Annotated in this window: 17 protein-coding genes and 1 pseudogene; 10 read left to right on the top strand and 8 right to left on the bottom strand. The window is 69.2% G+C overall.

Annotated elements, in window-relative coordinates:
• Positions 1-3 precede the first annotated feature (3 nt).
• On the top strand, positions 4-2838 hold the full coding sequence (locus OG300_RS16790) for a hypothetical protein (RefSeq protein WP_405496951.1): 2835 nt from the start codon (positions 4-6) through the stop codon (positions 2836-2838).
• Between the two features lie 101 nt (positions 2839-2939).
• On the opposite strand, the gene OG300_RS16785 is transcribed toward OG300_RS16790, so the two are convergent.
• Positions 2940-3530, bottom strand: a complete 591-nt coding sequence (locus OG300_RS16785; protein WP_405496949.1) for a hydrolase — start codon at positions 3528-3530, stop codon at positions 2940-2942.
• A gap of 34 nt (positions 3531-3564) precedes the next feature.
• A complete protein-coding gene (locus OG300_RS16780) occupies positions 3565-4017 on the bottom strand; it encodes a MarR family winged helix-turn-helix transcriptional regulator (RefSeq protein ID WP_405496947.1) in 453 nt (150 codons plus the stop codon).
• Positions 4018-4172: 155 nt separating this feature from the next.
• On the opposite strand from OG300_RS16780, the gene OG300_RS16775 reads away from it, so the two are divergent.
• From OG300_RS16775 to OG300_RS16745, 7 genes are all read left to right on the top strand, one after another.
• Positions 4173-4676, top strand: coding sequence for a methylated-DNA--[protein]-cysteine S-methyltransferase (locus OG300_RS16775; protein ID WP_405496945.1), 504 nt, complete (start codon positions 4173-4175; stop codon positions 4674-4676).
• Positions 4673-5398 (top strand): 2OG-Fe(II) oxygenase, encoded by a 726-nt coding sequence (locus OG300_RS16770; protein WP_405496942.1) that lies wholly within the window; start codon positions 4673-4675, stop codon positions 5396-5398. Before OG300_RS16775 ends, OG300_RS16770 begins: the two co-directional genes overlap by 4 nt.
• A 6-nt stretch (positions 5399-5404) precedes the next feature.
• Positions 5405-5656: a metal-binding protein gene (locus OG300_RS16765; RefSeq protein WP_405496941.1), complete on the top strand. Its 252-nt coding sequence runs from the start codon at positions 5405-5407 to the stop codon at positions 5654-5656.
• 85 nt (positions 5657-5741) lie between these two features.
• A complete protein-coding gene (locus OG300_RS16760) occupies positions 5742-6866 on the top strand; it encodes an AAA family ATPase (protein ID WP_405496940.1) in 1125 nt (374 codons plus the stop codon).
• A 33-nt stretch (positions 6867-6899) separates the two neighbouring features.
• On the top strand, positions 6900-7556 hold the full coding sequence (locus OG300_RS16755) for a TetR/AcrR family transcriptional regulator (RefSeq protein ID WP_405496938.1): 657 nt from the start codon (positions 6900-6902) through the stop codon (positions 7554-7556).
• A 152-nt stretch (positions 7557-7708) separates the two neighbouring features.
• A complete protein-coding gene (locus OG300_RS16750) occupies positions 7709-8767 on the top strand; it encodes an esterase/lipase family protein (RefSeq protein WP_405496936.1) in 1059 nt (352 codons plus the stop codon).
• A gap of 24 nt (positions 8768-8791) precedes the next feature.
• On the top strand, positions 8792-10117 hold the full coding sequence (locus OG300_RS16745; protein ID WP_405496934.1) for a lipase family protein: 1326 nt from the start codon (positions 8792-8794) through the stop codon (positions 10115-10117).
• A 20-nt stretch (positions 10118-10137) separates the two neighbouring features.
• Here the strand turns inward: OG300_RS16745 and OG300_RS16740 are convergent.
• Together OG300_RS16740 and OG300_RS16735 are read right to left on the bottom strand one after the other, a co-directional pair.
• Positions 10138-10380 (bottom strand): annotated as a pseudogene (locus OG300_RS16740) (helix-turn-helix domain-containing protein); the annotation flags it as partial.
• Between the two features lie 1095 nt (positions 10381-11475).
• Positions 11476-12636 (bottom strand): epoxide hydrolase family protein, encoded by a 1161-nt coding sequence (locus tag OG300_RS16735; protein WP_405496932.1) that lies wholly within the window; start codon positions 12634-12636, stop codon positions 11476-11478.
• A gap of 103 nt (positions 12637-12739) precedes the next feature.
• Between OG300_RS16735 and OG300_RS16730 the strand changes: the two genes are divergently transcribed.
• On the top strand, positions 12740-15724 hold the full coding sequence (locus OG300_RS16730) for an AAA family ATPase (RefSeq protein ID WP_405496930.1): 2985 nt from the start codon (positions 12740-12742) through the stop codon (positions 15722-15724).
• A gap of 3 nt (positions 15725-15727) precedes the next feature.
• Here OG300_RS16730 and OG300_RS16725 read toward each other — a convergent pair whose 3' ends face one another.
• The gene (locus OG300_RS16725; protein WP_405496928.1) at positions 15728-16714 is read right to left on the bottom strand and encodes a sigma-70 family RNA polymerase sigma factor; all 987 of its coding nucleotides are present in this window, start codon (positions 16712-16714) and stop codon (positions 15728-15730) included.
• Between the two features lie 83 nt (positions 16715-16797).
• Between OG300_RS16725 and OG300_RS16720 the strand changes: the two genes are divergently transcribed.
• Positions 16798-17199 (top strand): SgcJ/EcaC family oxidoreductase, encoded by a 402-nt coding sequence (locus tag OG300_RS16720; protein ID WP_405496926.1) that lies wholly within the window; start codon positions 16798-16800, stop codon positions 17197-17199.
• Between the two features lie 56 nt (positions 17200-17255).
• Here the strand turns inward: OG300_RS16720 and OG300_RS16715 are convergent, their stop codons facing one another.
• The 3 genes from OG300_RS16715 to OG300_RS16705 all read right to left on the bottom strand — a co-directional run bounded on the left by OG300_RS16715 (position 17256) and on the right by OG300_RS16705 (position 19949).
• Positions 17256-17774, bottom strand: coding sequence for a L,D-transpeptidase (locus OG300_RS16715; protein ID WP_405496924.1), 519 nt, complete (start codon positions 17772-17774; stop codon positions 17256-17258).
• 221 nt (positions 17775-17995) lie between these two features.
• Positions 17996-19117, bottom strand: a complete 1122-nt coding sequence (locus tag OG300_RS16710) for an MlaD family protein (RefSeq protein ID WP_405496922.1) — start codon at positions 19115-19117, stop codon at positions 17996-17998.
• A gap of 166 nt (positions 19118-19283) precedes the next feature.
• Positions 19284-19949 carry a hypothetical protein gene (locus OG300_RS16705; RefSeq protein WP_405496920.1) on the bottom strand — a complete coding sequence of 222 codons (666 nt, stop codon included), beginning with the start codon at positions 19947-19949 and terminating at the stop codon, positions 19284-19286.
• Positions 19950-20031 lie beyond the last annotated feature (82 nt).

The following is a 20031-nucleotide window of genomic DNA, read 5'->3' as shown; positions in this document are numbered from 1 at the left end:
AGTTTGGCGGTGCTGTTGGCCTTCGGCGTGGTCGCGGAGCGGAATCTGCGCGCCTGGCTGGTCGAGACCGGTGCGGAAATCGACCACGACGGGCTCGAGGGCGCGGCCGTGGTGCTGGGCGACCGTGACAGCGATCCGGCGCGCATCGCCATCGCGCGGGCCGACCTGGCCGGGCTCGTCGAGACCGGTGGGATCGGGATCGCCGGCGCGGGTATCGATCTCGGCGAGGGTTTCGTGTCCGCCCGCCTGGCCGGGGCCACCGGCGACCGTCGCGACGCGGTACTCGCCGCGATGCGGGTGCTCGGCGTGACCGGCGCGTGGCGGCTGGGGGAGCGCGGTGCCACCCTGGTCGCGCTGTTCGGCGTGACCGCCACCAAACCGGTCGGCGCGGCCGCCGAGGAGGCGATCGCCGAACAGCGCTGGGCGGCACTGGAACTGGCCTCGGCGGCGGCCGATATCCTCGGGCCCGAACAGCTGGTCCGGGTCCTGAACCTGCGCCCGGCCGACGGGATCGATCCGATTCCCGCCGGTGCGCCCTCGGTGCTGGCCGCGAATCTGCGGCAGACCTTGGAGTCGTTCTCGCGGCCGCGACGGCTGGAACTGCTGCTCGATCTGTGGGAGCGGGTGTGCGCCCACCAGGAGGGGCTGCTGGCTCGCGAGCGCCTGATCGCGAGCCATGATCTGACCGTCCTCGAGCCGCTGGACAAGCGCTATCGGCACTTCGACCAGGAGACGGTGGTCGACCTCGTGCACCACGACGCCCGTCGAGAACTGGATCTGCTCACCGCGATCCGCTTCCGCCCGACGTGGCGCGATCTCTGGAAACACTGCGTCGAACGGCTCATCGAGGACGCCCTCGCCGCGACCGTGCTGCTGCGCCTCACCGTCGCCGTCCACGAATCCGGGGTGAGCGCGGGCGTCGAGCGGGTGCGTGACGAACTGGCCGTGGTCGCGGGGATGTTCACCGGCTCGCAGATCAAGAAGGCGCAGCGACCGGTGCCGAAGCTGATCGCGCTGCCCGCCCGGCCGATCGTCCACGTGCGGGAGCTCAATGCCCGGCTGCGGCAGCAGCAACCGCTCGACGCGGCTTTCGAACGACTGCTGCGCCCGCGGCTGCGGACCGCGCTGGCCTACGGGCTCACCGTGCACGAGGCCGCGAAAGAACTGCTCGTGCATGGGATTCCACGTGACGACTATCCCGACAGCTGGGACTCGGACGCCCTGCGCACGTGGCGCACGGCAGTCGGGCACACCGGTGCCTGCGCGCCCGGGGCCTGGGACGTGGAACCGCTGGTGCGTCAGCGTTGGCAGCAGAGCCTCGCCCAGCGCCTGGCCGCCGACCCGGCCGCCACCGAACAGGCCAGCGACCTGATGTGGATGGGCGACCTCGCCGATGCCATCGCTCGGGCGCGCGGTCATGCCGCCGCCGAACTGAACTACGAGTACATCGTCCCCTACCACCTCACGAACCCGGCACTGCCGCAACCGGAACCGCTGACTCCCCGGGTGGACTCCATCCCGCTGGCGGTCGCCGGAACCGCCCAGCTGCTGGCCCTCGGCGCGAGCTCCCCGGCTCGGCCCCGCGACTGGAACCTGCTGTGCGCCGAGCTGATGGCGAGCGGTGCGGTAGCCCGCGCGCTGACCGGCGAATTCGAGATCCCCGAATCGGTATTGGTCCACGACGGGACCGCGCTGTCTGGAACCGCCAACCGAATCCAGTTCGCCCGCACCGCGACCCGTCTCGCGGAATGGTCCGACTACATGGGCAACTGCATCGCGGGACCCTCGTACCAGGACGCCGCCACTCGGGGCCGCAGCATCCTGCTCGCCCTACGCGACGAGAACGACGTCATCCAGATCAATGCCGAACTCCGGGCCCGTGCCGACGGCTGGTTCGTCAACGAGATCGCCGCCCGGTTCAACCACGACCCGGATCCCGCACTGCGGCAGGCGGTTCAGAGGTGGGCGTCCACCCTGCGCGCCCCTGAGGTGGACCTCGACCTGGTGGACGTCGACCTCGTCGAGGTGCCCGCGCGTGGCCGCCGACCCGCCTCGAACCTGATGCGTGAGGCTGCCCCGGCTCTGCGCGACGCCGCGCACACCGCACTCACGGACGCGCAGTCCGCGCTGCGAGTGCTGGCGGTACTCGCGGGCGAGGACCTGGACCCGACTTCGGCGGCGGACCCCAAAGTGCTGACCGCCCTGCGCCGTTCGACCGCCGATGAGCTGCACGCCCTGTGTGTCAAGGCCCTCGACTCGGGTCGCGTCACCCTGCCCCGACTGTGGCAGGCCACCGCCATCCGGCCGCTCGCCACCGCCCTCTCGAACCTCGACCCGGCGCTCCACACCCGTCACCCGCGCCTGCGCACCCTCACCGTCGACGAGCCGATCCCGTCGAAAACCTTGCGCACCTTGGTGAAAGAACCCGATCTCGCCACCGCACGCGGCACCGATCTGGTCGCCGTCCGCGTCCGCCGTGCTCTGGCTCACCTGGCCCGGACCTCCGACCCGATCTTCGTCCAGGCCGTGAGCACCCACCCCACGCCTTCCGTGTTGTGCCCGCTGATCCTGACCATCACCTCCACCCCTGACGTCCAGACCGCGACAATCGCGATCACCACCCCCGGCGCGGACGCCGTACCCGGATTTCCGGCCACGTCCCTGTCCGACCCGGACGGCCCCTGGCGGCAATCCTGGCCCGCCGCAATCGAACTCGGTGCCGACGAGAGTCACTTCGCGACCCGACTCGCTCAGTCGGGCCTTCATGTCCCCGCCGCGTGGCTCCCATCCGGCGGCTGGCCTGTCCTCTGGTCTCGAGCCCACACGACCGCCATCTGAGCCGATGGGTTTGTGAACACGGATCTTTCGACAACTGACCCCGGTCGCGATATCGCGGCCGGGGTCAGTTGTTCGCGGCCCAGGTCGGGCCGCGTGAAGGCTCAGCCCTGCTGGTCCAGCTTGGCCAGCGCGTCGAGGACTTCCTCCGTGGTGGCGGTGAGGCCGAGGCGGGGGAAGATCTTGGTGATCGAGTGGGTGTGGGCGTCGGCGTCGCGGTCGGTGACGGCGTCGGTGGCGATGACGACGTGGTAGCCGTGTTCGTGGGCGGCGCGGGCGGTGGATTCCACGCCGATGCTGGTAGCGAGGCCGGACAGGACGATGGTGGTGATGCCGCGGCGGCGGAGCTGGAGGTCGAGGTCGGTGCCGTAGAAGGCGCCCCACTGGCGCTTGGTGATGCGAATGTCGGTGGGCTGCACGTCGAGCTCGTCGATCAGCTCGTCCCAACCTTCCGGGAAGGTCGCGCCGCGCATGGACTGGGTGGAGCGGCCGGGGGCGACATCCGCGCCGTCGGGGGAGAAGGAGACCCGCACCAGCACCACCGGAAGGTCATGTGCGCGGAAGGCTTTCGTCAGTTCGACATTGCGGCGCACCACGTCCTCGACCGGGTGCGGGACGGTGGGGCTGCCGACGATGCCGCGCTGCAGATCGATGACCACCAGGGCGGTACGCGGGTCGAGCAGATCCGAGGTCATGGGAATCCCTTTCCGAGAAAACGTATTCGGTAGATCAGTCCTCACCCAGGCGGGCCAGGAGGGGTATGGCGGCGATCAGCGAATCCTGTTCGGCGGGCGAGAGTTTGGTGGCGATGGCGTGCGCCAGCCAGCCCTCCTTCGCGCCCTGGGCCTGCAGCAGCAGCGCCGCGCCGGCGGCGCTCAGTGACATCAGCACCTGACGCCGATCGGTCGGATGCGCGGCCCGCGCGACCAGGCCGCGCTGTTCGAGGGTGCCGAGGGTGGTCCGCATGGATTGCGGGCGCACCCGTTCGGCGCGGGCCAGGTCGGCCACGGACATCGGGCCCTCGACGCTGAGGCGGCTCAGCACCACGGCCTGCGCCATGGTCATCTCGACGCTCTCGCGGGCCGCGTGCAACCGCCGCAGCAGCCGGCCCGCAGCCACCCGCAGGTCGGCCGACGCGGCCGCCACCTCGGCGGGTGGGCGCTGTCCGGATTCGCTGGTCATCTGCCCCAGCCTGCATCACGACAGCAAAACTTGCAAGTTTGCCTGTCGAAATTGAGTTCGCTAGCGACCCGGACGCGGTGTCTGTTTTCCGCCGGTGATCCGCTCGTGGCTCGGCCAGAGTGAATGAGGTAACCGGATCGGCACAGGAGGAAACCATGACCGTGTACACCACAATCGACAGCCCAGTCGGCGAACTCCTGCTGGCGGGCGAACCGGCCGAGCCGGGCGTGCTGCTCACCACCCTCGCCATCGCGGGCGGGAAAGGCTTTGTGATCCAGTCGAATTGGACCCGGCAGGCCGGGCCGTTCGCGGAGATCATCGAGCAGCTGCGCGCGTATTTCGCCGGTGAACGCACCGAGTTCGACATCGAACACGCCAGCGGCGGAAGCGAATTCCAGATTCGGGTGTGGCAGGCGCTGGAGGCGGTTCCGTACGGCACCACCGTCAGCTACGGCGAGATCGCCCGGCGCATCGGCGCACCCCGCGAGGCGGTGCGGGCCGTCGGCGCGGCGGTGGGCGCCAACCCGTTGCTGATCGTGCGCCCGTGCCACCGGGTGGTCGGGGCCAACGGCTCGCTCACCGGCTACGCCGGTGGCGTCGACCGCAAGCGCCGACTGCTCGACCTCGAGCAGCCCACGCTGCTGAACGTGGCCCGATGACGGCCCCGGCCCTGCCCTCGGTGTGGGCCGGACGGGTCGCCCAGCAGGACTGGGCGGCCCTGGCCGGCGAACTCGACACCCACGGCCACGCCCTCACCGGCCCGCTGCTCGGCCCCGCCGAATGTCATGCTCTCACTGCCCTTTACGACGAGGAGCGACACTTCCGCTCGACCGTCGACATGGCGCGGCACCGCTTCGGCTCGGGCGAATACCGCTACTTCACCCACGACCTCCCCGATGTGGTCGCCGAACTGCGCGCCTCCCTCTACCCGAAACTCCTTCCCATCGCCCGTGATTGGGCCGAACGCCTGGGCCGTCCCGGCTCCTGGCCGCCCGACCTCACCGACTGGATCGAGCGCTGTCACCGCGCCGGTCAGGTGAAGGGCTCGCAGATCCTGCTCCGCTACGGCCCCGGTGACTGGAACGCCCTGCACCGAGACCTGTTCGGCGACATGGTCTTCCCCCTTCAGGTCGTCATCGGCCTGGATGCCCCCGGCGTCGACTACACCGGCGGCGAATTCCTCATGCTCGAACAGCGCCCCCGAGCCCAATCCCGCGGCTCCGCCATCGCCCTCCCCCAGGGCCACGGCCTCATCTTCACCACCCGAGACCGCCCCGTCCGCTCCACCCGAGGCTGGTCCGCGGCCCCGATGCGCCACGGCGTCAGCCTCATCCGCACCGGCCAACGCCAGACCCTCGGCCTCGTCTTCCACGACGCCTGACCCGCCATGCCCTACACCCTGCTCGGCCCCGAAGGCCCCTACCCGAGCCCCACCCGCGGCACCTTCGGCGGCCACACCCGCCTCCGCATCTACGGCCGCCTCGACTGCCCCTCCGCTCTACGAGCCCTCTCCAAAGGCGGCTACACCCCTCACCGAGTCTTCTTCGCCGACGAACCCACCGCCATCGCCACCGGCTACCGCCCCTGCGCGGTCTGCTGCCGCCCCGCCTACCGAGCCTGGCGCAGCACCCACCGCTGACCCACGCCTGCCGGTCGACTTTCGATGTGGCGCGCCCGGTTGCGGTAGTCAGTGCTGACTGGTCGGTAACCAATAGGGTTGGGGGATGCTGACCACGTTGGCGGTGGAGAACTACCGGTCCCTGCGCGCGCTGCGGGTTCGACTCGACCGGCTCAACGTGATCACCGGGGCCAATGGGAGTGGGAAGTCCAGTCTGTATCGGGTGCTGCGGCTGTTGGCGGACTTCGCTCGCAATGGGGCGGTGGCGGGGCTGGCTCGGGAAGGTGGACTGGATTCCACGCTTTTCGCGGGGCCCGGGCGGTCCGGGCCGAATGTGCCGCTGGCGCTGAAGCTCGGATTCGCGGCGCACGACTTCGGGTACGCGGCCGAGTTGGGGGTGCCGATTCCGGGCAAGTCCATGTTCAATCGGGATCCGGAGATCAAATCCGAGGCCGCGTGGGCCGGGCCGGTGCTGCGGCCCTCGACCGCGCTGGCCGAACGCGGCGGACCCGTGGTGCGGTTGCGCGGCGAAGGTGGCGGGTGGGGTGCGGTTCCGCTGACCATCAAGCCGTTCGACTCCATGCTCTCGGAGATCGCCGATCCGCAGCGGGCCCCGGACCTGCTGGTATTGCGAGAACGCATGCGCTCGTGGCGGTTCTACGATCATCTGCGCACCGACAGTGCCGCACCCGCGCGGGCCAGTCAGGTCGGTACCCGGACCATGGCGCTCGCGCACGACGGCGCCGATATGGCCGCGGCGTTGCAGACCATTCTCGAGATCGGTGACGCCACCGCACTCGCGGAGACCATCGACCACGCGTTTCCGGGCAGTCGCATCGAGATCGTGAACCGGGAAGGCCGCTTCGAACTGCAACTGCACCAGCACAAGCTGTTCCGGGCCCTCGGGACCGCGGAACTCTCCGACGGCACCATGCGCTACCTGCTGCTGGCCGCCGCCCTGCTCTCGCCGCGCCCCCCGGAACTGCTGGTGCTCAACGAGCCCGAGACCAGCCTGCATCCGGAACTGCTGAGCCCGCTGGGCCGCCTCATCGCCAAGACCGCCGAGGACACCCAGATCGTGGTGGTCACGCACTCCGAGGAACTCATCGGGGTGATCGACGAGTACGCGGCACGGCTGCGCATGATCGAATTGGTGAAACGCGAGGGTGCGACCACCGTGGCGGGACAGAGTCGGCTCGACGAGCCGCCCTGGTACTGGCCGGACCGTTAGCGGCTCGGTGACGTGGAAACTTATTCTGGGGACGTGAGTGTGGACGCTGTGGGTGAGACTGGACCGTTGCCGCGCGGGCGGCATGGGCTGACCCGCGAACAGGTGGCGGCATCGCAGTACCAGCGGCTGTGCCAGGCGGTGCTCGAGGCGGTGGGTGAACTGGGGTACGCGGCGACCACGGTGGCCGATATCGTGACCCGCGCACAGGTGGCACGCCGCACGTTCTACGCGGTCTTCGGTGGCAAGGACGAATGTTTCGCGGCCGCATACGATCTCGCGGTCGGGGTGGCGCTGGAGCAGCTACAGGAGACCGTCACCGGGTTGCAGGGCGTGAACTTCGCCGAGCGCGTCCGCATCTCCTTCGAGATATATCTTCGGGTGCTGGCCGCTCAGCCCGCCGCGACCCGCGCGCTGTACATCGAAACACTGGTGGCCGGACAGGGATTGGTGACGCATCGGCTGGGCGTGCACGAGCGCTTCGTCGACTACATTCTCGCGGTGGCCCGCGTCGGCGTGCGTGACGGCGACCTGACCGGCGAACCCGATCGAGAACTGGTCGACATGCTGCTGGGCGGCATCGACGATCGGGTGCGCGCCTGCCTGCATCAGCGCGGGGCGGAGGCGCTGCCGGAACTGGCCCCGCTGTTCACCCGCACCGCGATCCTGATCACGAGCGCGCCCGAGGGCTGAGCTCGCGCTGTCCAAGAACACAACCGGTCTCCGCCTTCGGCTGGGACGGCTGTCACCTGGCACAGCACCGGTGACACGGACCACACCGGGAACTTACGGTCGCAATCGAATTCGACGCATTCGGTCGAATTCGTTCGACTAGGAGATAGCTTATGAGGCCGACCACGCGGTCGATCGGACGTTTCGTATTCGCGAGTGCCACCGCCTGCGCCGTCGCACTCTCGACCGGCGCCGCCACCGCCGATCCGGGATCCGCCGATTCCGGCAGCGGTACCGGATCCGCGACCGCGAGTACCGCCTCCGACGCGATCGGCGAGGGCCCGGAAATGACCTCGTTCCTGGGCGCGTTCGGTTACGGCCTGCTGCATCCGGATTCCGCGCCGCCCGGCGCGAACAACTGGAACTGCAAGCCCAGCGCCGAACACCCGCAACCGGTCGTCCTGGTGCACGGCACCTGGCTGAACACCTACGACAGTTTCTCTTTTCTGTCGCCGCAGATCGCCCGCGCCGGATTCTGTGTCTTCGCTTTCAATTTCGGCCGCGAGACGCCATTGAGCGGCGGTGGTCTCGGCCCGATTCTGCCCGGCCGCTACGGCGTCGGTCCGATGGAGGATTCCGCCCGGCAACTGGGCCAGTTCGTGGACCGGGTACTGGCGGCCACGGGCGCGCCCAGCGTCGATATCGTCGCGCATTCCCAGGGCGGACCGGTCACCACCCAATATATGAAATTCGAAGGCGGACAGGGAAAAGTCGCCAAGGTCATCAGTTTCGGAGCCACCAATCACGGCACCTCACTGCTGGGAATCGCGAGCCTGGGCCGATTCATCACCAATCTCGGCATCGATATTCTCGGGTTCTATCAGCCGTTCATCGGACAGGCCAATACCGAACAGGCCGTGGGCTCCCCGTTCTACGCCAAGCTGAACGCCGACGGCGACACCGTGCCCGGCGTCGACTACACCGTCGTCGGCACCACCCACGATGAGATCTCCAATCCCTACGAGTGGACCTTCCTCACCCCGGGCCCGGAGGCCGGCGTGCAGAACATCACGCTGCAAACCGATTGCCCCGAGGACGTTTCCGACCATCTCACCATCATGTACTCACCGCGCGCGGCCTCGATCGTGCTGCGCGCCCTCGACCCGGCCGCCCACCCCGACCTGGTCTGCGCCTTCAACCCGTGGATGATCGGTGGCGGTGGCCATCTCTAGCCGCGCCCTTTCGAAAGGAACACGATGACGATCGGCGATGCGGTCGAAACCGGCGATCCGACAGTCGCTTTCGACTCGCCGAGTCAGCGCCCGCTGCTGCCCGGCGACGATCCGTTCTACCGATCGCCGATCGATCCGGGCAGCGTGCCGCCCGGCGCGATCCTGCGCGCCCGCCGGGTGCGCACGGCGCTGTTCGGTCTGATCCCGCAGCGCGTGCACGCCTGGCAGCTGCTCTACCGCAGCACCGATCTCGACGGCGCACCCGAGGCCGTGGTCACCACCGTGCTGCTGCCCTGGGACGCCGACCCGCGCTACGACCGGCCGCTGGTGTCGTTCCAGTGCGCGATCGACGCGGTCGCACCGAAGTGCTTCCCCTCCTATGCATTACGGCACGGGGCTCGCGCGTTCGGTGCGATCCCGCAACTGGAACTGCCGTTGGTCGCCGCGGCACTCGCTCGCGGCTGGGCGGTCTCGATTCCGGATCACGAGGGCCTGGGCGGCCGTTTCGGCGCGGCCCGGGAACCCGGCTACCGCGCCCTCGACGGCTTGCGCGCGGCTCTGCGCTTCGAACCGCTGGGGTTGAATCCGCGCAGCCGGATCGGGCTGTGGGGCTATTCGGGTGGTGGGCTGGCCACCGCCTGGGCGGCCGAGACGGCGGAAAGCTATGCGCCGGAACTGAATATCGTCGGCGCGGTCGCCGGATCGCCGGTCGGTGATCCGGCGGCGGCGTTCGTGCGTTTGAACGGCTCACCGTTCGCCGGATTCGCGATGGTGTTCACCGCCGGACTGCGCCGCGCCTACCCGCGCCTGGATCAACTCTTCCGGGAACTGGTGGCACCGGACTATCTGGCGCTGCTCGAGCGCGCGGAGGACAGCGCCACCCTGCCGCTGCTGGCCCGGCTCGCCGGTCGAGATGTCAACCGGCACATCAAGGGTGGGCTCGGCGCACTGCTCACCCGTCCGGAGATGCGGACCGTGCTCGACGAGATCCGCCCGGGCGCGACGGCCCCGGCCATGCCGCTGTTCGTGGTGCAGGGCGTCAACGACGAAGTGATCGCGGTCGCGGACGTGGACGCGCACGTGTGGCGCTATCAGGCTCGCGGAGCGCACGTCCGCTACATTCGCGACCGCCTGAGTACTCATCTGCCGCTGCAGTTCTTGGCCGTGCCGGTCATGGTCGACTGGCTCGAGGACCGGCTCGCGGGCCGTCAGCTCGCGCCGGCGGGTGTGGAGACGGTGTGGTCGGTGGCGCTGTCGCGCCGCGCGCTCGGCGAGCATCGCTCGTTCACCGCGCTGGTCGCCTCGATGCTCGCGGGACGCCCCATTCGAACCCGTTCGGACCGGCGATAGCTGCGCGCCACCAGCGCGGAACGCAGATACCAGAGTCCGGACGGCTGGGCCGGATCGAATCCGGTGAGCTGCCCGATGCGCTTGAGCCGGTTGTCGACGGTATTGGTGTGCACGCCCAGCAGGCGCGCAGTATGTCGTCGGCTCAGGTCGTTGCCGATATGGCGGCGCAGCGTCTCGAGCAGCTCCGGGTGCGCGTCCAGCGGATCCAGCAGCGTGCCCAGGTATTCACGCGCGGGACCGGGCCGGGTGAGCTGGTACTCCATCGCCAGCTCGTCGAAGCGGTGCAGGCCGGATGCGCAGTCCAGGCGCTGCACCATGTCCAGGAGTTCGTGCGCCTGTTCGGCGGCGTCCGGAATGCGTTGCGTCTCGGCATGAATCATGGCGGCGGTCACGGGAACCTGTGCGGCGGCGGACAATCCGGCGATCATGTCGTCGAGTGCGGTGGCGGCCACCGCGTTCGCGGGCAGCAGTACGGTGCCACCGTCGGCGCTCAGCAGCGACAGGGCCAGCCCGTCGTAGCGGCGCGCCAGTTCGGATTGGATGCGCCGCAGCTTGCGCCGGGCCACCACCTCGCCGTCCACCGCGGCGTCGGACTCGCCGGGGTGCGCCGGAATGCTCAGGGCCAGAATGTAATAGGACTCGTCGATCTCGACGCCGCCCGCGCGGGCCATGGTCGAGGTCGGGTGTCCGGCCAGCAGCGCGGAGGCCACGGTGTGCACCGCATTGTGGTGTTCGGCCACCACCGCCCGATGCTCCTGCACATACGCGACGGCGAACGCGGAATCGACCATCGCCAGCACCTCGAACAGCCGCCGCGCCGTCACCGCCAGCCGCGCGTAGTCCTCGGGCCCGGTGGCGTCCACGATGAGGTCGAAACTGAGCGCGAATCCATCGTGCACCGCACGATGAATGGTCCCGATGGGTATGCCCTCCCGCGCCCACTCCGCGCCCGCCCGTTGTAGTCGCTCGATCTTGGAGCTCACGTCCCGCCCCTCGAGCACCCCGTGGGCCAGTTCGAGCGCGGTGCGCGTGACGGTGGTGACCTCCCCGCGCAGCGCGTCGCCGGGCAGCGTGCCGCAGCGGGCCACATGCTCGGCGAAATGTGCCACCAGCGCGGTGGACAGGGTCCGCACATCGCTGAGTGGATCGGAAATCGGTATGGCCGGGGCGGTCTCGCCGGATCCGGTCGACGCGAACGGGTGCGTGGGCCTGACCATGCGTATCCTCCACCGTAAATCTGGGAACGCCTGCGTTCCTACTGGTGCGTAACTGTAGCGCGGGTCACGTTGAGCGGCAAGAACGACAGCGAAAACCGCACTGCGCGAGGGTGATCGCAGTGCGGTTTTCTCATGACGGGTCTAGCGGGGGAGTCCGGCGAAGAACTCGCGGAGATCACCGGTCAGCAAGTCGGGCACCTCCAATGCGGGAAAGTGGCCGCCGGAGAAGAACTCCGACCAGTGCACGATGTGATGCGTCCGCTCCGCGAAACGGCGGATCGCGAAGTCCGCGGTGGTGAAGACCGCGACACCGGTGGGCACGGTGCCCTTCGGCTTCGGGGCGAACATGGTGTGGTCGTGGAAGCGCTCGTAGTAGTAGTTCGCGACACTGCGCGCGGTGTCGGTGAGCCAGTAGATCGCGACGGTGGTCAGCAGCTTGTCGCGGTCGATGGCCTGCTCGGGCAGCTCGTGGGTCCGATCGGTCCACTCCTGGTACTTCTCGATGATCCAGCCGAGCTGTCCCGCAGGCGAATCCGCCAGCAGCTGCGCAAGGGTGTCGGGGCGGGACCCGGCCAGGTTCATGTACGCCGAGCCGTCGTCCTGGAACTGCTTCATCGCGGCCAGGCGCTGCCGTTCGCCGTCGGTGAGGGCGGCCATATCGGCCGGATCGCCGCTCGGGAAGGTCACCAGGGCATTGACATGGACACCGATCACCCGATCGGCGTGCTCGCGAGCCAGGCGCGGGGCCACGAACGCGCCGTGGTCGCCGCCGTGCACGCCGAAGCGCTGGTACCCGAGTCGGGTCATCAGCTCGGCCAGCGCCGCCGCCACCTTGCCGTCGTCCCAGCCGGTTTCGGTGAGCCGACCGGAGAAGCCGTGCCCGGGCAGGGACGGGATGACCAGGTGGAAGGCGGGCGCGTCGGGCTCGCCGTGGGCGGCCGGATCGGTGAGCGGGCCCACCAGGTCCAGGAAGTCGGCGGGCGTACCGGGCCAGCCGTGGATCAGCAGTAGCGGGGTGGCGTCGGCGGCGGCGGAGCGAATGTGCAGGAAGTGCAGCTGCTGACCGTCGAGGGTGGTGGTGAACTGCGGATACGCGTTGAGGGTCGATTCGATTGCGCGCCAATCGAACTTGTCGGCCCAGTAGGCGGCCAGCTCGCGCAGGTAGGCGGTCGGCACGCCGCGTTCCCAGCCGATGCCGGGAACCTCGTCGATCCAGCGGGTGCGGGTCAGGCGCCGGTGCAAGTCGTCGAGGTCGGCCTGCGGGATGTCGATGCGGAAGGGGCGGATGTCCGTGCTGCTCATGAGAAGAAGTCTTCCGATAAAGACCAGGTCGCCACATCACGAGAAGTCGTTATTTACCAGTTGGGTCGGCAGTGCGCCCCGGTCGCGGCATGATCATCGAGTGGTGAGTTTTCCCGGAAGTAGCGCCCTGGTCGGGCGGGCCGCCGAAGTGTCCGTACTCCTCGAGGCGGTACGCGACCCGGGCATCCATACGGTGCTGGTCGCGGGGGAGGCCGGGATCGGCAAATCCCGGCTGGTGGGGGAGTTCACCGAGCGGCTCGGCCGCGACGCGCTGGTGCTGATCGGACGCTGTCCGGAGCTGGGGACCGGCGGGGTCGCGTTCGCGCCGTTCCTGGCCGTACTGCGCGCCCTGGTGCGGCAGCTGGGTGTCCAGGCCGTCGCCGCGCTGCTCCCGCCACGACCGGCGCTGTCGAACTGGTTGCCGCAGTTGGCCGTTCACACCGGCGGCGCGGCCGTCGACGCCGACCGGGTGCGGCTGTTCGGCGAAATTCTCACCGTGCTGGAGCAATCCGCGCTCACCCGGCCGGTGATCGTGGCCCTGGAAGACCTGCACTGGGCCGACGACGCCAGCCGCGAACTGCTCACCTTCCTGGCCGCCAACCTCGCCGACGCCGACGCTCTGCTGGTCGGCACCTATCGGCCGGGCGAGGCCGGGCCGCTGCGCGGACTGGTCGCCGAACTGCGCCGCAACCCCGGTGTGCGGGTGCTCGACCTGCATCCGCTCACCCGCCACGAGGTGGGCCGCCAACTCGCCGCGCTGCTCGGCCGCGAACCCGAACCCGCCCTGATCACCATGGTTTTCGAACGCAGCGGCGGCAATCCGCTCTTCGTCGAGGCGCTCGGGCAGGCGCCCGGCCGCATGCCCGCCGACCTCGCCGACCTGCTGCTCGGCTTCGCCACCGGACTCGATCCCGTCGCGCGCACCGTGGTCCGCGCCGCCGCCGTCATCGGCTCCCCGATCCGCCACGAACTGCTCGCGGCCGCGGTGCGGCTACCCGACGACGAACTACACACGGGCCTACGCGAATTGGTGGACCGCCACCTGCTGCTGACGACCGGCACCGGCTACGAATTCCGCCACGTCCTCATTCGCCAGGCCCTGCACGACGACCTGCTCCCCGCCGAACGTCTGCGCCTGCACACCCACATCACCGAAGTCCTCAGCGCCCGAACCGATTCCACTGATCCGGAACTCCTGGGCCAGCTCGCTCATCATGCCGAAGCGGCCGGTCAGCTCGACAAGGCCCTCACCGCCGCGTGGTCCGCCGCCTCGGCCGTGCCCGCCACCCATCCCGAACGCCTGCGCCTACTGGAACAGGTCAGCGCCCTCTGGGATCGGGTTCCCGCCGCCGCGACCGCCCTGCACACCACGAAACTCGCTGTCCTGGAACAGATCGTCGACGTCGCCAGCGCCAGCGGGGCCACCGAACACGGCATCGCCGCCGCGGACGCCGCCCTCGCCCTGATAGACACCGCCGCCGCTGCCACCCATGCCGCGCCTGCTGCACTCGGTGGCGGCGACGTGGAGGGGGAAGCAGCCGTCGGTGCCGAGCGGATGGCGCGGTTGTTGCGGCGGCGGGCGTATCTGCGCGCGACGACCGGAGCCGGGCCGGGGGAGGATCTGGCGCGGGCGCTGGCCTTGCTGCCGGCGGATCCGCCGAGTCTGGAGCGGGCCGAGGCGCTGGTGCAGTCGGCCGCCATCCGGATCTTCCAGGGGGATGCCGAGGGGACCGCCGCGGCTGCGGGGGAGGCGCTCGCTATCGCGGAGCAATTCGAGTCGGACACGTTGCGCGCCAGGGCACATGCGCATCTCGGATTGGCCGGATCGCACGATATCGACGGGGCGCTGGCGCGATTCGAGGCGGCTCGGCGGGCCGCGGTCGCGGCGGCGGATCCGCGGATCGTGGTCGATGTCGCGACCTGGGAGTCGGCCGTGCTGGTCGGGGCCGGTCGGTATCGGGCCGCCATCGAGTCGGTGCAGCGCGGGTTGCGGGCGGCGCACGAGTCCTTCCGATTCGCCGAAGCCGCACCGATCCTGCTGGTCAAGTGGGCGCAGGCCTTGACAGCGCTGGGGCGCTGGGACGAGGCCCGCGCGGTCGTAGACGACACCGAATTCGAGTCGATGCCGCCGCTGAGCCGGGCCGCGCTGCTGCTGTGCTTCGGGAGAATTGGACTGGCACAGGGGGATACGGATCGCGTCGAAAACGCCGTGGCGGTGGCACGGCGACTATTGGGGGAGAGTCGGTGGGCGTTGCAGTACCGCCTGGAACTCGCGGCGCTGATCAGCGAATCGGCCCTGTACCGCAACCATTCACGAACCGCCGTGGTCGAGCTGACCGCCCTCAGTGCGGGGCCGCAGGCGCTGGCGACCCTGTCCGCCCACCCGCACGAGGCGTGGCCACTGCTGGTGCTGGCCGTCCGGATCCCCGGCGCACCACCGGAATTGGTCGCGCTGGCGGACTCGCTGCTCACCACCTCGCCCGTCGATGCCGCCTATCGCGCCGTCTTCACCGCGCATCTCACCGGGTCCGCCGCCCGCTGGAGTGATGCCGCCACGGCCTGGCGCGACCTCGAACGACCCTACGACGAAGCCGCATCGCTGCTCGGGCTGGCGGAAACCGCTGCGGCCGAGGGAGATCTGATCGCAGCGGAGACCGCGCTGCGCAGTGCGGCCGATATCGCCACTCGCCTCGACGCGGTGCCGCTGCGGGAAGCTGCCGCACAGCTGGCCGAACACTCAGGCCTGCTCTGGCACGAAAACGGCTCGCCCGTGCGGCGACTATCCGCTGAAACCGCGCGACGACTACCGGGCGGGGCATCGGAGCGGGCTGCGGCCGGTGCCTCGAAAGTCCAGGGCGACAGTGCTTCCGGGCGGTATGGGCTCACACCGCGGGAACTCGAAGTGCTCAGGCTGGTGGCCAAAGGGTTGAGTAATCGGGGGTTGGCGGCGGAGCTGTTCATCAGTGCGAACACGGCGGGGGTGCACGTGTCGCGGATTCTCGCCAAGCTGGGTGTGGCCAGCCGGACCGAGGCCGCCGCCTTCGCGCACCAGCACGAGCTGCTCGGTGCGCGCGACGGAAGCGAGTGAGGCTCAGGGCAATCGGGGCGGCAGGTCGAACAGGTCGAACACCTCCTGAACCTGATAGGTGATCAGGTGGCTGATGAGTCCCGCGGTGATCGTGAAGATCTGCAAGGTGTGCAGGGTGTGCCCACCGGCGGGGTCCGGGGCGTAGGCGGCCAGCGCGGGCTGACCATTGGCCCACAGCGGCACCATCTCCCAGTCCGGGGCGTGGATCTCGAAGACCCACTCCATGAACCCGATGTAGTCCGCGCGCCCCGCGAACCAATTGAGCATGGGCGGCATCTCGAGAATGACATCGTCGGCCAGCAGCTTCTCCAGCGCCGCCAGGTCGGCCCGGCGGAAGGCGGCCACATAGCTGTCCACCACGGCCCGCTGCGCAGCGTTCTCGACCACCTCATCTTCGCGAAGTCCGCTGCTGTGCAGGGTTTTCCGGGCACGTTGCAGGGCGCTGTTGACCGCCGCCGGACTCATGTCCAGGGCCTGCGCCACCTGTGCGGCGGGCCAGTCCAGGACCTCGCGCAGCACGAGCACCGCCCGCTGCTTGGCGGGCAACTGCTGTAGGGCAGCGACGAAGGCCAGCCGCAGACTGCCCTGCACCAGCGCCGATTCCGACGGATCCGCGATCATGGAGTCCGGAATCGGTTGCAGCCAAGGGGTTTCCCCGCCGTGCACCAGGGGTTCGCGCGGATCCTCACCCGCCGCACCGAGTCCGGCCGGTAGCGGCCGCCGCCCACGCTGCTCGAGGGCAGTGAGACAGGCATTGGTCGCGATCCGGTACAGCCAGGTCCGCATCCCCGCCCGGTTCTCGTCGTAGCTGTCGCGGGCCCGCCAGGCCCGCAGCAGCGTCTCCTGCACCAGATCCTCGGCATCCTGCACCGAGCCGAGCATGCGATAGCAATGGGCGAGCAATTCCCGCCGATACCGGTCGGTGCTCGCCGCGAAGTCCGTGTCCGCCATGCCCTCAGCTCCTCGTTCCGGTTCCCTGCCGAAATTCATACACCGCGAGCGATGAATCCGGCACGGCCCGCCGGTAGGTACTCGTGAGCCGCATCCACGCGGCCGCAATCCGAGGAGACATCATGACCGACACCGCCGTCACCACCGACCGCGCCGCCGTGCTGGACGTACTGAAGGGCATCTACCGGTCCTGGGCGGCCAATGACGCCGAGACCTTCATCGCCGACTACGACGTCGACGCCACCTCCGTGCTGCCGGGCGTGTACAGCGTCGGCCGCGAGGCCGTCCGGGCCCGCATGGCCGCCGGTTTCGAAGGGCCGCTGCGTGGTTCGAGCGTGGTCGACGAGCCCCAGCAGGTGCGCTTCCCCAACCCGGATACCGCCGTCGTGGTCAGCCGCTCGTCGATCCTGTTCGCGGGAGAGCAGCAGCCGCCCGCGGACCGCTGGGTGCTGGCGACCTGGACCATGGTCCGCCGCGATGACCGCTGGCTGGTGGTCGCGTACCACAACGCCCCGGCCCAGTAACAACAAGCGAAGCCCCCTCCCAGTGCACGGGAGGGGGCTTCGCCACAGTCATCGAACTAGGACACGACCTCGACGGTGTCACCCGGGTTGAGGTAGTTGAAGAACTCGCGCGCGCCGTCCGGGGTCATCCGGATGCAGCCGTGGGACTTCTTGTCCACCGGCCCGATATGGAAGGCGATGTCCCCGTTGAAGAACACCGCGTACTCCATCGGCGCGTTGTGCATGGTGCTCCAATGGAACGGCTTCTTGAACGCCACATGGAACACACCCGGCGGGGTCTCGAAGCCGGGCATGCCGTGCGAGATCGGCGTCGGTCCGAAGACCACCTTGCCGTTGTCCATCAGCCATGCCTCGTTGGTGTCGAGCTTGAGGCAGGCACGCGTGCCCGTCGTCTGGCACGGTGCGCCGACATCGCTGGGAGCGATGCCGGGCACGATCGCCGGAACACCCGGAACATCCGGGCCACCCGGCCACAATGGTTCGGCCTGCGCGGGCGCCGCCGCGAACGCGGCGGTCGCGACACCGGCGAGCACCGCCGACCGCGCCGCCCAGCCGAGGGAACTGCTGCTCTTCATCGAGTCTCGACCCTCTCCTAGCCTTGGCCCGCCACCCTGGGAATGCCGCCTATCAGGGCGAAGGGACACCTCTCATTGGCACAAGCTTGGGACCACTGGGTACCGATGATCATTCTTACGGGTGCGAATCCGGAATCGCGGGAAGAAGCGCGGCGGGCGCGCCGACACGCCCGCCGCGTGTCGCGGGGCGCGCCGGAGATCGGCCCTCGCGGGCCCCGGGATCAGCGCACCGGCGGCAGCGTGCGCTCCTGCGGATCGACTCCGGTCGGACGGTGCGCGCCATTGTTGGGGACATCCGGGCGCGGGGCGTTGCCCGACCCGCGGATCTGCTGGTCGGCGGGCGGATTGTCGCAGTAGTTCGAGCGATTGAACTGGTTGTCCGTCACGACGAAGGGGGCGAGCGGTCGGCTCAGGTACTCACACCAGGGCCGCGGCCAGATGTCGACGATTGTGTAGAACTCATTGTCGTGCGCCGGGACGCCCATGGCGCTGGTGCCCACGACCAGCGCCGGGAACAGGGCGCGCAGCGCCGGCAGCCGCAGCAGCGCGGCATTCACGATGGCGCTCATGGTGGTCACCAGGCCCTGGATCGGATCCATATTGCGGTCCAGGGTCGCCTGCGCGATGACGAGCTGTTCGGGCGCTTGGTCGAGGAATCGGCGCAGTTCGGTGTTGGCGACCCGGGCCTGCTCGGCCAGCACACTCGAATTGCGGGTCAGCGTGCCGAGATCCGGTTGCGCGTGCGAGGTGGTGCCCGCGATGACGCGCAGACTCTCGATCAGGCTGACCGTCTGCGGCAGCAGATTGTCCAGGCCGTTGGTGGCCAGGCTCAATCCATTGATCAGGCTGCGCAATTGCTCGGGTCCGCCGCTGAGCGCGGTGTCGAGCTCGCTCAGGATCACGGCGTACTTGTCCGGATCTATCTGTGCGATAAGCGCATTGCTGTCCGAGAGCGTCTGCCAGATCGGGGTCGGGGTGCTGATCCGCTTGGGATCGAATCGCACCAGCTGCCCGTCGTGCAGGTACGGCGCCTTATCGGTATTGGGTCGGAAGTCCAGGTATTGCTCGCCCGCTCCCGACAGCGCGCCCACCGAGATCGCGGTATCGGCCGGAATCTTGTATCGCTCTTCGATTTCCGCGACGGCCTGTACGCCCGCGCCACCGTCGATCAGCTGGATCGCCTTGATCGACCCCACCCGGAAGCCCCGCCAGGTGACGTCGTTACCGGCCTGCAACCCACCGGAACGGTCCAGCTGCACGGTCACCGAGAAGGTGCTGCCCGGACCGCGCACCCGCATGTCCTTGATCGCCAGATAACTCGCACCCGCACCGAAAACAAGCACCAGAGCCAGATTCGAAACCAAGATCTTATGTCCGCGCAGCACGCTCAACAGGCCCGCCTCCACCGTTGCTCAAAGTCAACAGGATCGATTGCACAGCAAATACTCGGCGAAACTCCGCGCAATCTAACCACACCCGCCCGGCGGACCCGGGCAGCGCGACTCGCGGCTAGTGCTCGCCCCCGCCGAGTAGGCCGAGTTCGGCTGCGCGCACACCGATATGGAACCGGGTTCGCACTCCCAGCCGGGTCATGAGCTCGGCGATATGCCGCCGATAGGTTCGCAGCGACACCCCCAGCTGCCGGGCCGCTACCTCGTCCTTCAACCCGAGGTCGAGCATCCGCAGCGTCGCCCGCAGGGCCTCCCCGATCTCCGCCCCGCCACCCTCACCCGGCAGCCCGTGCCCGGATTGCCAGGTCAGCAAGGCGAACTGGTGCAGCGCCCGCAGCACCGCGGGCTCCCGCACCAGGTACGCGTACGGAACGCGCGCCCCCGCCCCACTCCACAGCACCGCCACCCGCCGATCGAGGATCAGGGCATTGTGAAAGTCGTTGTCCGTAACTCGAATCTGCGCCCCCAGCGACGAGTGCCGCAACACCGGCCGCCGCCCCCGGCTCTCCAGATAGTCCGGCGAATACAGCAGCCGCACCTGCTTCCCCGCCGCCAGCAGATCCCCCACCACCACCTGCCCCAACCGCAGATGATCACTCGACCGGGTCGGATTCGACACCGCCACAACCGCTTCCCGCTCGGCCCGTCGCAACAGCAGATCCACGTCCCGATCCCACTGCCCGTCCTGCCCGAACCGAACGATCCCGCCCCGCACCCGCTCCATCCTCCGATCCTGTCACCGGCCGCGTGCCCGCGCTCCCTCTGGCAGGTTCCTGCCAGTCGGGGCGGGGGGAGGGGAGGTGTTC

The sequence above is a fragment of the Nocardia sp. NBC_00511 genome (assembly GCF_045161165.1).
GTDB lineage: Bacteria > Actinomycetota > Actinomycetes > Mycobacteriales > Mycobacteriaceae > Nocardia.
This window is presented reverse-complemented; position numbering and strand designations above follow the sequence as displayed.